Source organism: Salinivibrio siamensis (assembly GCF_001996005.1).
GTDB lineage: Bacteria > Pseudomonadota > Gammaproteobacteria > Enterobacterales > Vibrionaceae > Salinivibrio > Salinivibrio siamensis.
In genome coordinates, this window is record NZ_MUFB01000040.1 from 1 (window position 1) to 17,660 (window position 17,660).

Sequence of the window (17,660 nt, forward strand, 5' to 3'; positions counted from 1 at the left end):
TTGTGATACCTTATGAAGGAAAGCATCCAGCCAATAAATATCATTGTTTTTTTCACTACATTAATCCTGTTTTATAAACTAAATCCATCATCTACTATGATGTTTTGACCTGTCACGTATTTGGATTGTTCCGAAAGAAAAAACAAAACAGAACCAACAGTTTCATCCACATCTAGCATACCGGCTCCATGCGTTTTATCCTTGTATGCTTGTAAAAATGCTTCTGGTTGGCCATCAAAAATACCACCAGGGCTGACGCTGTTAATTCGAAAACGACTATCGTTCACGTAAGACACCGCATATTTATTGAGATGTAAAATAGCAGATTTTATTGCTGCGTATTCGACTGGCATGGTCATAGTCGTGTGGTCATATATTTCAAATCTAGGTGCAACTACACCATAAACAGACGAAATATTCACTAGAGAAAAAGGATTTTGTTCGCGCTTGAAGTACGCAGCACATTGCTGGGTAAAAAGAAATGCACTCCCCAGATGTAGAGACAAATTCTCGTTAAAACTATCCAAACTCACATCAAAAAAATGCTTACCATAGGTTTTATTGCGCGGGTATGTGGTGTTGACGGCACCGTCTATCTGATCATTCTGTTCTTCAAAAAAGCGTTTCATACTTGCTTCATTCGTGATATCTAATTCACTAAAAGTGAGCTTTCCCTCTAGAGTGTTAACGCCTAACGCAGCTAAACGTTCACGCATTGGATCTAGGCTAATGTCCGCCGCGATAACTGTTGCATTTTGTTTAAGTAAGGCCGGGACTAAATGACTACCCAAGAGCCCACCAGCACCAACAACCAAAATAGTTTTATTGCTCAATAGGTTTTCCATTATTTGCTAGCCCCCATAATGACTTCTGCCAACATAAAATCGTAAATATCATCGATATCTACAGCTCGCTCTTTAGGTACTTCAATACTGGTTACAGTACCAGAAAAAATGCCGTAGTTATTCAGAACAAAGTCGGGAGTAGAAACATAAGCAACTGTGGTGATATCAAATACCTCAGGCGCATCTTGTCTACGAGTTACGTCACTAATTGGTTTGTTAACGAGTTCTACCATCCCTGAGCCTGTCTGCTTGACCATATTAAAAAACGGACTCCGGCTAGCTGGTGTAACGGAGATACACATATTGGCTTTTTCGGTTACAAGTTTAGTGATTGCATTTTCGACATCGTCAATGCTTCTTAACGGACTGGTTGCCGGTAAGCTAACAAAACCTTTAAATTCGCCATGGTGCTCGCTAACCCATTCTATAGCATGACGCCAGGAAAGCCATTCTGGGCTCGTGTCATTTGCCAGTACCTCAGGGCGGTCGATGACAATTGCACCGCCTTTTTTAGCTACTTCAGCAATCTCAGCATCATCGGTAGAGACAAATACTTGGTCAATAGACGGAGCAGCTAGTGCAACATCAATTGAATACTGGATCAAAGGCTTACCTGCCAGTGGCCTAATATTTTTGCCCGGCAACCCTTTAGAACCGCCTCGAGCAAAAATGAAAGCATGATTTGTCATTAGATAATTATCCTGTTACCTCATCTGACGTTACAGTAATTGGATAACGTCGTTTTATTTGTTCGATCAAAGTGATACTTTGTGCAGCCTCGGTAAAAGAGACGCTGTGATTAGGTTGATCGTTAATCAACCGAATAAAATCAGAGACCATTGTTGTATACATTTTATTTTTGTCCCACGTTGGCTCGCTATATAGCACCTGATCGCCTTGAGTAGAGACGAGGCGGATTTCATTGCCAATTAAATCCCACTCTAGTACACCTTTGCTACCAACAAAGCGACACTGTCGATACGGTTTACGCTGCAAAAAATCCAGGTGAAGATGTACAACCGCTTGTTGGTCAGTGCTAAGCAACATATCGGCACTGTCTTCAACGTCTAACCCTAACTCGTCACCACGACGTAAAATCGCGTGCTCTAATGTAAGTTTGCCAAGTAACCATTGGGCATAATCTAATTCATGACTAAGCTCAAGTAATGCACCACCACCTAAGTCTGACCTTGCAGAGACACTTTCTCGGTAATCTTTGTTTGGCCGCCAATCTGGTAAATATTGGCCAACCTCGATATGAGCATGATAGAGCTGGCCCAAGATGCCAGAGTCAAGCAATCTTTTCATCTCAACGGCAGAAGACAAATAGCGCATACAGAAACCGACTGCTAATGGTGTCTTATTTTGATTCGCAGCTTCTTCTAGTTGCTTTAGATCATCAAGATTTGACGTCACTGGCTTCTCAATAAGGATAGGGATTCCAACTTTAATGAGGGGAGTTGCATGTAAGGTATGAAAAGTCGCGGGTGAAGCAACAATCACTAATTGGGGTTGCTGTTCAATTAAAGCATCGATAGAAGCGACTATATAATCAGCATCATTCACAGGCTCTTGTGGTATCCTGCCACTGGCTGACATCGCATAAAGCTTTGCATTCGGAAAAAGCTGTTTTAAATTTCGGCGATGACGGATAGCGATATTACCCAAACCAATAACTGCAATGCGTTCCATTAATCTAACCCTATGGTCTGAATATCCACTTGCGCACGATTAAAATCATCCATTCGCCCAATATCTAACCAATACTCGTGGATGGGGAACATGAAAACTTGATTTTTCTCTTCCATATGTTGCTCTAAAAGCGTGGGCATATCGATATGTTGATTTTTCGGAACTGATTGGACCACATGAGGTGCCACAACATAAACGCCCGCATTGACAAAAAACCGTTGAACGGGCTTTTCGACCATGCTCGTCACCTTACAGTGTTCACCTTCGATAACGCCATAAGGAATTTGGTACTCGTACTCCCTCACACACATGGTCGCATCGGCATTATTGTCGTTGTGAAATGCTAACAATCGCTCAAAGTCTACATTGGTCAATACATCGCCATTGATCATAATAAGCGGAAGGCCAATAGGTAAATCACTTGGAAGCAAGCCTAATGCGCCTCCCGTCCCCAATGGCGATTCTTCGTGGACATAGGTAATATTCACCCCTAACCACTTGCCATCACCAAAGTGCGCACTGATCCGCTCTGGCATGTAATGGGTGGATATATAAAAGTTAACAAAGCCCGCTTTAGTAAAATTGCGGATGACCGTTTCCAAAATAGGCTTATCACCCACTTTTAACATCGGTTTTGGACAATCGTCTGTCAAGGGCTTTAAACGCGTGCCAAATCCCCCCGCCATAATAAAAACAGGATTTTGATAAATTGGCTTTTGTGGAGCGTTCAGTAGCGCTAACTCAACTAATTGCTGGTCACTATCCAGCAACGGGATTGACAAAATCCCTTTCTCTTGCATTATTTCTTCTAATTCAGCGCGGGGCGTCGAGGCAGATGCTGTTGTGGGTGATGGATTCATAACTGCCGTGACCAAGGAATCCAAGGTGACATTATTGAGTAACCCGCGACGAATATCACCATCCGTGATGATACCTACCAAACGGTTATCAGACTCCACAACTAAGGCTACACGTAGCGCTTCGCTATCGATGATTTTTAATGCATCTTTGATTGTGCTGTTTGTTGATATAAGTGTATTTTGCCAGCGATAACTCATAAAGAACCTTTTACGTGTACTTTTCAGTGCTGCGAATTGGGTAATGTGTGGTATTTTTATCCAAGCACATCGTTAAAGTCGCCCCCGCAGCGACAATAGCATCATTTTTAATACTGATATTTTGCAGGATCGTCGCATTAGCACCGATAAAAACGCCCTCACCGGTCGTCACTTGTCCACATAGAACCGCATTTGGCGCAATATGGTTATGTGCCGATATGTAACAATCATGTTCAACCAGCGCGCCCGTGTTAATGATCGTATTTTCGCCGATCGTCGCGCCTGTTTGAATAACCCCTCTGGTTAAAATCTGTGCACTCGGCGCAATACTTGCGTATGGGGAGATGTACGCATCACTCGCAATGATTGTTTCAAATTCATACCCTAGAGCCGAGTAACGCTGGTATAGCTTTTGACGTAGCGGCGATCGAGGCAAAAAACCAATACCGTTCACCAGTTTTACATCCGCTGCTGAAAACTTATCGATTGCATCGTCACTCTGAAAATGCGCAACACCATCAAAAATTGGCCGTTCGCTAACGTCATCGGGACTGATTACTGCGATAATTTCACGCCCTTGCCCCATTAATATGTCAGCTAACACACTGGCGTGCCCGCCACCACCAATCATGATGAGTGGTTTCTTGTTATTCAACAATCAAATCTCCGGGCTGGTAATCTTGGCGAGCTTTGCAATCAAGCAAGTCCCAATATCGAGACGGAGGTAGCCCTGTTCCCGGACGCTTGATGGTGACATTGTCTGCGTTAAAAGCCTCACCCACCGATATAGCTTGGCGAGCCACTAAGCTTTTTCGCGCGACCGCTTTATTTTTAGCCTCTGACACGGTAGGAGACTTAACCCCGGAGCCAAGGGCTGCCTCGACATCTCGGATAGCTTTAACCATATTGCCAAGTTCATCCGGTTCTAAAGATGCTTGATGATCGGGCCCTTCCATATTTTTATCTAAAGTAAAATGCTTTTCGATCAATACGGCGCCACGCGCGGCGGCGGCAATAGGAACCGTGATCCCTTCACTGTGGTCAGAATAGCCAGCCGATAATCCAAAGGCACGACCGAGGGTGTCCATTGCTTTGAGATTGATTTCAGCGACCGGTGCGGGATATTCAGTAGTACAGTGTAAAAGAGTGACTTTTTCTCTCAGCGCTGCCTGCCCCGCTTCTGACGCATAAGCCTGCTGAAAAGCCGTTAGTGAGGGGACGGCATCTGTGGGTGCCGTGTAACCAAACGCAATCACGCCCAGCGCCATCTCAACCTCCGATAAGGTTGCCATGCCGGTTGAAACAATCAGATCACACCCAGTCCGCGCATGCTCCAGCACCAGAGGCGCATTCGTTAATTCACCAGAGGGTAACTTGAGCCGCTTTAAACCGAGGTCATTAACAAGAAAATCCAAGCTTTCAGAATCAAATGCCGTCGACAGAAACTCGATACCCAGCGACTTGCAATGCTTGACCAACTGGTGATGAGCTGCATAAGAAAGTTCAAGCCGGCTCAGCATAGAAAGTTGCGACTCTTCCTTCTTTGTATTTGCTACTTGGTAGTCAGCTTGTACAGCGTGCTCTGTCACGAGACTTTTTGCTTTAAAGGTTTGAAACTTCACAATGTCTGCACCGGCTTGGTGTGCAGCGTCCACAAGTTGGAATGCTAGCGCCTCCTCACCATTATGATTGACACCCGCTTCGGCAATAATTAACGTCATACAACCTCATTCAGTTGGTTTAAAAGGTAAATCATAAAACGATTTAGAAGGGTTGAAATTCAGTGACTTAATCATCTCAATGACTTTTTTACTGGTGTCACCTTTTCCATACGGATTTTCAATGGCTTGACTATCCGTTTTGTAGCTTCTTGTAATCGCCGTTTTAATGGTGCGCTCAATCGCTGATTGAATGGCAGCGCAATGCAAGACGCTATTAGCAGCCAAACGTCCTTGCTGCCGCACACCAATATTCACCGTCGGTATGTCAAAAGCGGGGACTTCGATAATGCCACTCGATGAATTGCCGATAACAGCACACGCATGCTTAACCGCGCTGAGGTAGCGTACTTGCCCTAACGATGGGATAGCCAGCACACGTTCAGGATTAGCCGCTGCATAGGCTTCAAGCATAGGGACAATTTTCCGGCCACCATCGTCAGCGTTCGGATAAGTGAGTATGACTTGATAGTCTGGATACGCATCAAGTGCATCAAGTAACGCTTGAAAACTTGCTTCAGGTGACTCTTCTCCTAACGTAACGGGATGATAAGTCACCAAGAAGTACGGCTTGTTGAGTTCGAAGTTAAGTGAAGCCGATAAGTCTGATACCGCCATAAACTGAGCGCGTTTAAGGTGATCGAGTCCAATTGCACCTACATTTTTGACTCGCGCTGGCGCCTCGCCTAACTGGATAACGCGTTGGCGATAAGCCTCAGTCGACGTGCCATGTAAGTAACTAAGCTTCGTGATGGCATGGCGAATCGCATCATCATAGGCCCCTTCGGTGATCTCTCCGCCATGAAGGTGAATGATTGGGATACGTAATATCATCGCCGTTTGCGCTGCCGCTAAGGCTTCAAAACGATCGCCAAGGATCACGACCGCATCAGGAGATAACCGACTCAACGCGTCAGAAAACCCAAGAATACCCACTCCAATACTTTTGGCTGTGCCAACGGCTGAATCAGATGAAAGCAGAATTTCAATCTTTTCATCAATATAAAAACCGTCTTTTTCAATTTGCTTGTAGGTTTCACCAAATTCCGGTGATAAATGAGAACCTGAGACAATTAACTGCAGCTGCAGTTCCGAATCACATTGAATATCATGCAAAAGCCAGTAAAGCAGGCCATACTCCGCGCGTGTTCCAGTGAAAACGGCGATTTTTTTAATGTCTTTACTCATCGCGTTTAGCTATCCACTAATGGGTGTACTGGGCAGATTAACCAAGTGTGCCTCAATAAACTCTGACTGTGTGAGATCGCCACGTAACGCATGCTTAAACATTGGTAATCGGTGCATTAACTGCCAGATAGGCCGTGTCATTACGCCAGCGTCGTTCGTCTCAGAAAGCAATGTATTTCGGGTTTCCTGATCAGGACACAAAATCGCGTTTAACCAATAGTTTGATGAAGCATACGCAGGCTCAGTAATGAACCTTACATCACTATTGGCAAAAAAGGCTTGATACTGCTGAGCAAGATGCCGCTTTTTGGCTAAATAGCTTTCCAACACTTCCATTTGTGCGTAACCGAGTGCAGCGTTCAAGTTTGGCATCCGATAGTTAAACCCTGGCTCGTCATGATAAAACTCATAAGGGTGCGGCACTTTAGCTGTTGTGGTGACATGCTTCGCGCGCTGACCAAGATCGTCACTGGCGCACAGCACCATACCACCGCCACCGGTTGTGATAATTTTGTTGCCATTAAAGCTGAGTGCACTGCACTGCCCAAAGGTGCCAGTATGTCTACCTTTGTAGTATGAGCCTAGACTTTCCGCTGCATCCTCTACTAGCGCGATATGCCACTTTTCACACACTGCCACCAGCTCATCAAGCTCAACGGGATGCCCAAAGGTGTGCATCGGCACTGCCGCTTTGATAGTCTGCTTGGTTTCTCGATGAATACAGCCTTGCTCGGTTAGCTCGGCATGTTCTTGCAAGTAAAGATCCATAGCTTTTGGACAAAGCCCTAAACTAATCGGAGACACATCAATAAATAATGGCTCTGCGCCCATATGATAGATGGCGTTGCAGGTTGCCACAAAGGTCAGGGCTTGCGTGATCACTAAATCGCCACGTGTCACGCCAGCAATATGCAATGCCGTATGCAGCGCGGCGGTGCCGTTAACCGTTGCGACAGCTCGTGGGCTCCCGGTAAAACTGGCAATATGATTTTCGAATTGCGCCACATATTTACCCACACTGGAGACAAATGTACTGTCGATAGTGTCGGCCACATAGGCCTTTTCATTGCCATTAAATGTCGGGGCATGAAGCGGAATAAATTCATTGGTTTGGTAGAGCTCCCGCACAAACTCAACTAACTGATCAGACGCCATGGTGCACCTTACATTTTTCCATCTAAGTATTTACCCGTTTCTTTATGCCCAAAGCCCGGGATCATCTTAAAGAACAAGGCAACAATGTCCGCTTTCGTCCACGATTGTTGTCGCTTCATCTCGCCGATCTCTTCTTCAAAAAGGGCTAACAAGGCATTTTGGTAATGTGGTTCATTTTTTATGATGCCAAGATGCTGGAAGTGGACCATATCTAGCGTCTCGTTATCAGTGAAAAACTCTTCAAAGTCCTTCTCACCCGTTGTGTCGCTCTCAGTAAACAGACAAGGCCATTTACCTTGTGCTGGAAGCGTCTTCGCAAGCGCTCGCGCTTCTTCTTCATTGTCGCACAAGTGAGGTCGATAGCCTCTATATTCTAAGTACTTAACCGCGATATCTGCGAACGAAATGAGGTGTAAAGACTCACTCAATTTGGGAAAGAAAATGTCGCGATTTTCACCAAAAATACACGACATTAAGCAAAGCTCACCGGACTCCTGCGGCGTCACGAAATAACGCTTGATATCGTTGGGGGCGACAATGGGTTGTTTTTTCAGCAACCGCTGATTAAAGCCATGAAGCAGGGAGCCGTCAGAAAATGCCACGTTGGCAAAGCGTGCGGTTGAAATGGGGAGCTTTTCACTGCTACGCATGAGGAACATTTCCATAATACGCTTTGATGCACCCATCATATTAACTGGGTTGGCGGCCTTATCGGTAGAGACGCAAAAATATTTTTTTGCACCCATTTTAGCCGCTTGGTCGACCGTTTTATTGGTGTTAAACACGTTGGTTTCGATCATTCGCATCAACGTGAAAGGATCTTTTTCACTCCGAACATGCTTGAGTGCCGACAGGTTCAAGACGTAATCGTACTGACCATCAGCTTTAATAAATGCATCATACTCAAGCGAGCCAATATCAAGTGCGAACGTTTGGAAATCACCAGTGATATAGCCGATTGCACTGCGCACATCTCTTACCAGCTCAACCAGATTGTTTTCACTAATATCAACAACATGCAGCTTTTTAGGGTGACGCTTGAAGATTTCTTTAGTGACCGCTTGCCCAATCGAGCCTGCGCCACCCAAAACGAGAAAGCGTGATGAAGCGACAATCCGCTCAAGTTCAGCGCTTGCGCTTTCTATGTCTGAGGAAAAAAGCGCTTCCTCACGACCGATGAGTTGTAAAATGTTATCCATTGGTTCCCTATTCTTCTTGGCAATCATTGTTGAAGGCAATTATTAAAAAGCAGATTCTGGTAGGCATAGCATAGAAAAACGATAAAGACCGCGGCTAGAGTACTTGCCATAGATTGTCGAATAATGATTTACCCACGCTACCGCCATGAGGTGTCGCTCCCCCTGTGCGCATAGCTAAATTGTTGTGTGGCTGCGCAAGGCGCACAGCCGGTGAATTTTAATGGGTTATGAGTTTACCTGCTAATTTTTGTAGGCAAAAGGCCTAGCGCCAAAAAGTCGAGGTTGCGCAGGCGGGGTGGTGGGTTTTTAGGCAACAAATTACGGGAAAGAGCAAACCTTGCGCGCATTGGGGATTATGCTCTTTCTGTACTCTGTATTCCGTCATCGGTACTCGGGAATTGGAATACGGAGCGCTTCGCTTACGGAGTACGGAAAGAGACGAGACGCTTCGCTTCTAGAAACTAGAGACTAGGTAAAGCAGCATCGGGGGGCTTACGGGTTACGGAGAAGAGCAGCTAGTTCCCGTTGGCTGTCCGGTTCGCCGTGAATCAAGTGGACTTGTTTTGGCGGCGGTTGGATGCCTTGCACGAAGTTGACCAGGTCGTTTTGATCGGCGTGGGCGGAGTAACCGGAGATTGTGTGAATTTGCGCGTTGACAGTGACTGGCGAGTTGTCTATACACACTTGTTTGTTGCCTTGCTGAATATCACGGCCAAGGGTGTGTTGGGCTTGGTAGCCGGCAAAGATCACATCAGTGCGTTTGTCTTCCAGCAAGGCGGCGAGGTAGTTCATAATCCGTCCACCTTGGCACATACCGGAGGCGGCGACCACAATGGCCGGCTCGCCGCTTTGTTTTAGGCGATTCACCAGCGCCATGTGCTGGCCGTGTTCATCAATGGTGATGCATTGCTCAAAGGCTAGCGGGTGGCGATGCTGGTTTAGCTTGGTTTTGGCCTCTTTGCTCCATAGCTTTTTAAACTGGCGATAGTGACGCGTGACTTTTTGCGCCATTGGCGAGTCGAGAATGATAGGGAGCGCCTCATCAAGCTGCTTTTGGTAGATAAGCTGCTCGATATCAAACAACAGCTCTTGGGTGCGGCCGACACTGAACGCTGGGATTAATATTGCGCCACCGTCTTCGAGTGATCGCTGAATAATCGCCTCGAGCCGCTGGGCGCGGGTGGCGACGGATTCATGGGTTTTGTCGCCATAGGTGGATTCTAAAAACAAAATATCGGCGCGGCTTGGCGGTATTGGATCAGGTAGCAGTGGCGTGTTACTTGGGCCTAAATCACCCGAGAAAACTACGCGCTGCTCGTCGGGCAGTTTTAATTCAACATAAGCCGAGCCCAAAATATGCCCGGCCGGTTGCAAGCGCAAATAGGTTGCTGGCTGCCCTTTTTGCTTGGGCTTTAGCCGGTGCCAGCTGTTGTAAGGTAAGGTCACGGTTAATTGGCAAATGCGCTCAAGTACCCGCTGACGATCACCATAATTCATGTTGAGTTGCAGCTTTAAAGTATCGTCAATCAATAGCGGCACCAGCTCCGCAGTGGCCTCGGTGCAATAAATGGGGCCGTTAAAGCCCGCCGCCAGTAGCCAAGGCAGCAAACCACAGTGATCGATATGAGCATGGGTAAGAATCAGCGCATCAATGCGTTTGCCATTTAAGCCCACCCTCGCCTCCCGCGCGTCATCACCTTGGTATTGGCCGCAGTCAACCAGCAAGCGTAAACCACTCGGTTTTATATCAACTTGGTGACAAGAGCCAGTCACGGTTTGATAGCCACCATGGTGAGTGACGGTGAGGGTGTCGGTATTGATTGAGATGTTGGGCATAATAACGTCCTTGTTGGGGGAGATCCTAGGTCCTAGGGAAAGATTACGGAATACGGAAAGAGACGAGACGCTTCGCTTCGAGAAACTAGAGACTAGGAAAAGCTTAAAGCGGCTCATAAAGTAGTCTCTAGTCTCTAGTCTCTAGTCTCTAGTCTTTTATCATCTTATCCATCATTTGTTCTATCAATGGGCTTGGGTGGCCGTTGTCGTCGGTGAGAAAATAAGTATGGCCCCAGTGGGGGTCGAATTGGTCATTAAAGGCGTCGCAGTCGGTTACCGTCACTTTGTTCGCAGGAAGTGCGTCGAGGTTTTCGGGGCCGGTCATGCCGAGGCGGCGGGTGACGGTGCGGTGGCGTACGTTGACCACTTTTGAGGCGGCCATGGCGATATCATCAGCGGCATAGTAAATGTGAACTTGTTTGGCGGCATCCAGCACTGCTCTGCCCGGTTGGTGTGGCTCTAGGGCTTGGTTATCGACATCGGCGGCCATCATAAAGATATGCCGAAACCATTGCGGCATAGTGTCGAGCCCGGCGTGTTGGTGCCAATGGCAAAAAGTGCTGATTAAGGTGCGATTGCCCATGGAGTGGGCAAGCACGTTCATGCGTCGTTTGCACGGGGTGGTTTGTTGCTCGGGGGCGCGGCGCCAGTCATCAAACATCGCCAGTAAGCGGCTAAACGCCAACCCTGACGCGGTGGCGGCGAGTTGGTCGTCCCAATAGTCATCGATAGCACCGAGCCGGCCATCGTCGTCACAGGGCCAGATAATCGGCACCACCAGCATAGTGTTGGGGGCAAGGCGATCAAACTGGTGTTGTAAGATCTGCGCCATCGGGAAGATGTTGCGCTCCATTTGGTTGTTGTAGCCATGGAGCAAAAAGAGGATTTGAGTATGCGCGGGTAAGGCTTTCAGTTTGGCCATAAACGGCGCCGCGGTGATCTCTTGGTATTCACCCTGCCCGGCGCACTGGCAAAAATACACCCACTTTGAGATATCGGTGTTTTGGTTATCAAAACTTAACCAACGGCCAGCCTCACTGGTCGGCCCTTGTTCTGGAATACGGCTGGTAATAAATAACATGGCATCATCCACCGGTTATGAATGTGCGGGGAAGGATAAGCGAGGTAGGTGTTTGAGTTGTATGGTGTTTGGGGAATTTTGCGAGGGAGTGGGCGAAAAGCGTAAGTCTAGTCAATGACATCGCCGATATATAAACCAAGCGTAAGAATTGCGGTTTGGTGGTTTTGTAACGATTTCAGTTCATGGTCCAAATTCCGTATGCATTCCCACGCAGGAGCGTGGGAACGAGTAAATAAATCGGGCGTAGGTCGGACAAGCGCCATTGCGATGTAGGCCTCGTGCATCGATGTGCCCTGCGCGCCTCCGACATTAAGGTCAAATTTGGCGCCGGTGTTAAAATTGGCCCCGATCGTGACAGGCGCCCGTTGGCAATGTGCCCATATCCAACAATGTCTCGAGGCTTGTGTCACCTACGCCAATGACACCATCAATGTCTAAATTTTGGCATCGATGAAATTTACTAGGGATTGTGCCAGCTCTCATCCTCGCAGAAAATGACCTGCGCTCAAGGCTAGTCCTTGAAGCATGGCAGCCCTTGAGATTGACGCCATTCCTTGACAATTCTTACAATGTTCTCTGGTGTTGCATCTTCTTCTTTTTCTGGATAATAAATAAGGTCAGAACCATCAGGATGCTCGGTGATAAGCTCAAAATGCTCTAGCAATTCATCGAGAACATCATCCGTTTCAGCAACATTCTCCACAAAAATTTGTTCAACAAGCTTCAGAAAGTCCTCTTCTGTGTAATCTACTATTGAATTTTTCATCATCTTATCTCTTATGTATATTAATATGGTTACGAGGTGTATTTACCCGAAGGTTATCAACATCATACACTTCGCCACCATATTGAATTTCGTTAACATGATGTAATTCAAATGAGTTCCGCTTTCCTGCTTTATCTCTTCTGATTTTTAAAACAAACCTTCCCTTGCTTTTGATACCATGCTTTTATTTCACTAATAATACCACTCGGAGAGTCTTCTCGATCCTCGCTCGGATGAAATATAAGTCCATTTCCATCAGGATGTTCTACAAGACGAGTAAAATGTTCCGCAAGTTTAGATATATGCTTGTCATATTCCTCGTCCGACAAGTCATTTGTATCTGTATCCTCAAAAAAATCCTCAAGAAACCGATAGAACTCTTCTTCGGTATAGTCTTGTAATTGGTCTTTTAGCTCCATAACTAGCCCCGTTTATGTATATCAATATGTCGTTTAGGAGTCATGACACTTAAATTGTCTACATTATAGACTTCACCGCCATGTTTAATTTCTTCTATGTGATGAATCTCATATCGCTGTCTTCCGCCAATGTGTTCGCCTGGAGTTGAAAACGGAGCTCTACCTCGTTTGAGTAGTCTCTGGTTTGCTCGACTAAATTGAGACAGCAACCTAGAATCCTTTCCTACTTCGCTCCAAAATTCCTGTCGGAAAGCATCGAAGCTACTGAACTCTTTCCCTCTGAGTTTATCCGCAATCTGAGACGGGATAGGTGCCCCTAAATCTTCGCTCGCTTTCTCCAGCCACCTTCCGGTGATATTTTCTCCGTTCCCTGTTACTACGCCTGATTCATCACGCGCCGTTTTGCGGAAAACCAAGTACGCGTAGGTCGGTATAAGCGCCAGCACAATGCCAATCATTATCACGATGTGGGCCGCGCGCCATCCGACATCAAAGCCAGAAATTAACCTCGATGTTAAATTTGGCGCCGAACGTGACAGGCGCCCAGGTGGCATAGTGCGTCGTTGTTGACATCGTGCCGGGGCTTGTGTCACCTCACCCCTACTCAGACGCACTCGCTTTTTTACGCTTTTCCAAATCGGCAAAAAAGGTGTTTGGAAAAGGAGTCGGAGAAGATTCGCCTTTGCCATCAAAGAGCACCACGACATCTCTCACTCCTTTAGGATCTTTAACTACCCAGTCATTTGGGTCCGCATCAACCTTGGGTGTGCAGTCATCAAGTGTTATAGAGCAGTCTTTGGTATAAAACACTCGAACTCTTGGGCCATCAACAATCACCTCCATCGAACCATAGTCACGGTCGAAATTTTGGTAATAATTGTCCATTGTTTTCATTTTGGCTTCGGCATTATCTGAAATGGGTGCAGATATGCGGTGATAGGAGATTAAACCGCTACTCGGCTCTGGGTTACCTTTTGCCCACCCACCTTTGATGTAAGCAGGGGCATCTATTTTTCCTCCGCCTGAGTGGGCCCCAGGATTACCACCGACAGAACCCATAGCGAAGTTTGCTCGGCCTCCTGATAGCGTTGTAATCGTCATTTTGGACACGATATGCCGACCGGTAGTACTGCCATTAGTAAAGCCAGCCTCAAAGGTGTAAGGTTCGGGCTTGCAACCTAAAACAGCCACTGATAAGAGCAGTGGTAAAAATGCTTTCCATTTAGTCATTGCCGAATGCATGATATATGAAATGGTGATTGTTAATAGAGTGTACTTGATAAGTATATAAGGCATCAACTTATAACATATTCAAGAGCTAGCGATGAAATCAACATAAAAAACCCCAGCATTGAAATATTTACAATGTTTGAAAAAATCACATAAGTTTTACCATGCTTCCCATAGTTTTTTTTGATGCTTTTCCGCCAGTTTATTATTTTATTACGTGAGACTTTCCACACAAACCTTAACATCATATATCCATACCACGTATATAAAAAAGAGCTTGCAAACACCCATGAAAAGTTACTTTCAAAAATCAATCTTGCTCTTTCCTTAACTTGCTCTGGTGCTGACTCGCACATTCCGTTGATCATTTTATATCTTTTTTTTCTAAATTTTATAGAAAGGTAAATGTTTATGCTTACCCAAAGAATGAACGAGGGTAAAAATAAAATAAATCCTATTTTCATTAGAACATCAATCAAAGATAAACTCCTCTAATCTAACCCCTAAGTTATCAGATATATCTGAGCCATATACCCCCCATAGAGATGAGCTTGCAGCAATTAGGCCTATAGATAACCCACCAGTTACAGGTATAAGACCTACCGCTATACCAATGGTTAACCCTCCAGCAACGTTTAAAGCGCTCGACGTAAGATTTCGAGTAATGCTTCTATTGCAAGTATCTTCAAACCAACCTCGGGTATTACATGTAGTTACCACATCAGYAGCGTTTCCATATAACCCAGCTCCAATTACGAGACCGTTAGCRATACCTAATGAGCGGCTRAATGACATCGCCTGCTTATACAACGCGGTCATTTCAATACCAGAAATTGCTTTAGAAAAGTCTCTTGCTCGRTAAAGTTGACGTTTACCRACATTTAGATAGTTATTGATACGCTTTGTCTGTATATTTCTAATATATCCTGGCTTTCCAACCTCCGTCAGTATTAACTTCATCTCTTGCTGAAATGTGCGGGCTTCTTTTCTCCATGCTTTGTAGTCAGGGTGAGAGTATAGCTTTGGTCCTGACAGCCCCTCCGTTCGAGARGCTACGTGACGAGAGTAGTCAGCAAAGGACTTCATTTTTTTGCTTATTTTGTCACCTTGGACCTGAGCGCCGGCAATCACAGCGCCAGAGCCAGCCAAAAGGTGGTTAAGATCTAACTCTGCCAGCATAGATGTGTTTGCGTCCTGCTGGTGAATATCTAGGCCAGATGTTGCACTCAAAAGTAGCGCATTCGTTGTTGTTTCGTGATGCTCTGCGAACCACTTTTTCTGTYCACTTGAAAGGGTGAGGAACTCACTCATTAAGTCGTTAGCCTGTTTGATGGCAAACTCTTCATCCGGATGAACTTCAGACCAAGGCGACACGACAAGGGGCATTCCTTCAATAATCTGGCTAAAACTACGTCTCAAATGAGGATTTGAACTAAGAACATGCTCGATTATATGTGCTTGATTTGATAAATATGTCTCAAGCGCAAAGTCCTCCACGCTCATTCGTTTGTCAGCAAAAACAAGATATGCATCATCAACGTCTCGAGGGGATAGCTGAGTTAAATTAACAACTGAAATTTCAGCGCTCAGTCTTTTGTCANTGCTCTGCGAACCACTTTTTCTGTTCACTTGAAAGGGTGAGGAACTCACTCATTAAGTCGTTAGCCTGTTTGATGGCAAACTCTTCATCCGGATGAACTTCAGACCAAGGCGACACGACAAGGGGCATTCCTTCAATAATCTGGCTAAAACTACGTCTCAAATGAGGATTTGAACTAAGAACATGCTCGATTATATGTTCTTGATTTGATAAATATGTCTCAAGAGCAAAGTCCTCCACGCTCATTCGTTTGTCAGAAAAAACAAGATATGCATCATCAACGTCTTGAGGGGATAGCTGAGTTAAATTAACAACTGAAATTTCAGCGCTCAGTATTTTGTCATGATTTATTGGTTTGACCGACGTCCCCTGCAAAATGCCATCAAACGTATAGTGGGTATTGACCGCTAGGTTATATTTTTGTGGTGTTTCTGGAGGTAAAGAGCGAGCTATTGGTTTCTTCTCGCTTTTTGCCGCTGGCTGACTAACCGTTAGGCTATCACCCACGGCCAATGACATCGGTTCAGCGTGATAGTGTGGGTTCAACTCCAACAGCTGCTTAGCGGACAAGCCATATTGTGCGGCAATAGCTGGCCATGATTCACGTTGGCGGGTAGTCGGATCGGTTTTGACCGTGTGGGTTGTCGGCTGCTTTGACTCATCACGCTTATCGGTATCTTTTTCAGAAGAGGATTCATCTCGTTTGGCGATAGCTTGCTTCGGCGCGGCGAGTAATTCATTGATAGACAGTTTAATGCCGTTTTCTGCTAGCCATTCGTCGTCCAGGTTATCAAGCGCGTCTTGCGTGATAGGCTCTTTGAGATAGATCAGATGTTGGTCTTCTACTTCTTTGCCGCCAATCTTCCAGTACACCAGTATGGCGCTTTGATAACGATTAAAACCTTGCGCCTGGTTGAGTCTGTCATGTTTAGAGCGCGTGGCGAAAAACTGCCATTTGCCATCACCCAGCAGCTTATACTCTTGCACTAAGCGCTTTTGGTGAAAATGGTAGTAATAACCTTCGGTGGGGAGGCCCAACCGCTCGCCGAGTTGAACGGAGGGGGTTACAGGAATAAAGGCTTCTTGGATTACCCCAGAGCCAATCGGCTTCATCTGCACGGACTCGGGCACGCTGATGCCCATTGAGGCCGATGCAATTTTAGCAACAAGCTTTTTGGGCTCGTTGAATGCGGTATACGTAGTGTACTTAGTGCCGTGTTCAGTGCGCGCGGTTTGCCAATCACCGATCACGCCTTCTTGCTGTGTTTTAGCTAACTCAAATTTACATCCGACTGTCTTGCTAAAGACCTTGTCCGAGCTGGCGATTTCAAAACAGTACTCGTACTTAAGTGGCGGTGGCGCATTAGAGCGATCGGGTTTTACCGGCTCAGGCACATAAGTGTCTTCAATATTTTCTGTTGTTGCCTGTGGACGACTACCTCCGCCAGATCGACTGCCACCGCCCGCGGCCGCTCCAGATTGATTGGCTCTGGCCATAAGTGCTGAGCGGGCTTGTGGTGAGAGGGTCGTTTCAGTGTCTGGCGAGAGGGACCAGAGCTTATTCGTATTATCATGCACCATCGCGGGCCGCATTGGGGTGTCAGTCAACAGGGCAAATTCACCGCTATCAAGCTTTTCTTTGAATTGTGAAAAGCTCACCCCATCAGGCATTACATTACCAAGGTCTCGCTCATTCAGCGCCTCAATATCGCCCTCTACTTGCCCAAACTCATACGCCATGAGTTCGGTCAGCCTAACGAGTTTATATCCCACCGCATTGTCCACCAATCAAGAACCATGGCGGTGTATTCTACTGAACAGACCAGATTTTTGGATAGGTTTGTTGTCACCGTTAGGTTAGCTCTGGCTGAAA

The 17,660-nt window shown here is 46.1% G+C and carries 18 protein-coding genes and 1 pseudogene; all 19 read right to left on the minus strand.

The window, feature by feature from the left end; all coding sequences use genetic code 11:
* Positions 1-71: 71 nt before the first annotated feature.
* A complete protein-coding gene (locus BZG73_RS14945; RefSeq protein WP_077668719.1) occupies positions 72-845 on the minus strand; it encodes an oxidoreductase in 774 nt (257 codons plus the stop codon).
* Positions 845-1,534 carry an acylneuraminate cytidylyltransferase family protein gene (locus tag BZG73_RS14950; RefSeq protein WP_077668720.1) on the minus strand — a complete coding sequence of 230 codons (690 nt, stop codon included), beginning with the start codon at positions 1,532-1,534 and terminating at the stop codon, positions 845-847. Before BZG73_RS14950 ends, BZG73_RS14945 begins: the two co-directional genes overlap by 1 nt.
* A gap of 7 nt (positions 1,535-1,541) precedes the next feature.
* On the minus strand, positions 1,542-2,537 hold the full coding sequence (locus BZG73_RS14955; protein WP_077668721.1) for a Gfo/Idh/MocA family protein: 996 nt from the start codon (positions 2,535-2,537) through the stop codon (positions 1,542-1,544).
* A complete protein-coding gene (locus BZG73_RS14960; RefSeq protein WP_077668722.1) occupies positions 2,537-3,595 on the minus strand; it encodes a nucleotidyltransferase family protein in 1,059 nt (352 codons plus the stop codon). Before BZG73_RS14960 ends, BZG73_RS14955 begins: the two co-directional genes overlap by 1 nt.
* Before the next feature lie 10 nt (positions 3,596-3,605).
* Positions 3,606-4,253 (minus strand): acetyltransferase, encoded by a 648-nt coding sequence (locus BZG73_RS14965; RefSeq protein ID WP_235606088.1) that lies wholly within the window; start codon positions 4,251-4,253, stop codon positions 3,606-3,608.
* Entirely contained in the window at positions 4,243-5,316 is a 1,074-nt protein-coding gene (neuB, locus tag BZG73_RS14970) for an N-acetylneuraminate synthase (RefSeq protein WP_077668724.1), read from the minus strand. Before neuB ends, BZG73_RS14965 begins: the two co-directional genes overlap by 11 nt.
* A 6-nt stretch (positions 5,317-5,322) precedes the next feature.
* Positions 5,323-6,501, minus strand: a complete 1,179-nt coding sequence (gene neuC / locus BZG73_RS14975) for a UDP-N-acetylglucosamine 2-epimerase (RefSeq protein ID WP_077668725.1) — start codon at positions 6,499-6,501, stop codon at positions 5,323-5,325.
* A 9-nt stretch (positions 6,502-6,510) separates the two neighbouring features.
* The gene (locus tag BZG73_RS14980) at positions 6,511-7,656 is read right to left on the minus strand and encodes a LegC family aminotransferase (protein WP_077668726.1); all 1,146 of its coding nucleotides are present in this window, start codon (positions 7,654-7,656) and stop codon (positions 6,511-6,513) included.
* Positions 7,657-7,664: 8 nt separating this feature from the next.
* Positions 7,665-8,855, minus strand: a complete 1,191-nt coding sequence (locus tag BZG73_RS14985) for a UDP-N-acetylglucosamine 4,6-dehydratase (protein ID WP_077668727.1) — start codon at positions 8,853-8,855, stop codon at positions 7,665-7,667.
* Between the two features lie 492 nt (positions 8,856-9,347).
* Positions 9,348-10,691 carry an MBL fold metallo-hydrolase RNA specificity domain-containing protein gene (locus tag BZG73_RS14990; protein WP_077668728.1) on the minus strand — a complete coding sequence of 448 codons (1,344 nt, stop codon included), beginning with the start codon at positions 10,689-10,691 and terminating at the stop codon, positions 9,348-9,350.
* Positions 10,692-10,839: 148 nt separating this feature from the next.
* Positions 10,840-11,772: an alpha/beta hydrolase gene (locus BZG73_RS14995; RefSeq protein WP_077668729.1), complete on the minus strand. Its 933-nt coding sequence runs from the start codon at positions 11,770-11,772 to the stop codon at positions 10,840-10,842.
* 511 nt (positions 11,773-12,283) lie between these two features.
* On the minus strand, positions 12,284-12,538 hold the full coding sequence (locus tag BZG73_RS15000) for a bacteriocin immunity protein (protein ID WP_077668747.1): 255 nt from the start codon (positions 12,536-12,538) through the stop codon (positions 12,284-12,286).
* Between the two features lie 4 nt (positions 12,539-12,542).
* Complete coding sequence (locus BZG73_RS16210) at positions 12,543-12,713, minus strand: hypothetical protein (protein WP_327295384.1); 171 nt, start codon at positions 12,711-12,713, stop codon at positions 12,543-12,545.
* Positions 12,670-12,957, minus strand: coding sequence for a bacteriocin immunity protein (locus BZG73_RS15010; RefSeq protein WP_077668730.1), 288 nt, complete (start codon positions 12,955-12,957; stop codon positions 12,670-12,672). The genes BZG73_RS16210 and BZG73_RS15010 overlap by 44 nt, the downstream gene beginning before the upstream one ends.
* Before the next feature lie 2 nt (positions 12,958-12,959).
* Positions 12,960-13,511, minus strand: a complete 552-nt coding sequence (locus tag BZG73_RS15015) for an HNH endonuclease signature motif containing protein (RefSeq protein WP_327295373.1) — start codon at positions 13,509-13,511, stop codon at positions 12,960-12,962.
* Positions 13,512-13,557: 46 nt separating this feature from the next.
* The gene (locus BZG73_RS15020) at positions 13,558-14,187 is read right to left on the minus strand and encodes a hypothetical protein (RefSeq protein WP_131826208.1); all 630 of its coding nucleotides are present in this window, start codon (positions 14,185-14,187) and stop codon (positions 13,558-13,560) included.
* 65 nt (positions 14,188-14,252) lie between these two features.
* Entirely contained in the window at positions 14,253-14,651 is a 399-nt protein-coding gene (locus BZG73_RS15025; protein ID WP_131826209.1) for a hypothetical protein, read from the minus strand.
* 7 nt (positions 14,652-14,658) lie between these two features.
* Positions 14,659-15,684 carry a hypothetical protein gene (locus BZG73_RS15030; protein WP_235606089.1) on the minus strand — a complete coding sequence of 342 codons (1,026 nt, stop codon included), beginning with the start codon at positions 15,682-15,684 and terminating at the stop codon, positions 14,659-14,661.
* Positions 15,685-15,790: 106 nt separating this feature from the next.
* A pseudogene (locus BZG73_RS15035) lies at positions 15,791-17,572 on the minus strand (MIX and LysM peptidoglycan-binding domain-containing protein); the annotation flags it as partial.
* Between the last annotated feature and the right edge of the window lie 88 nt (positions 17,573-17,660).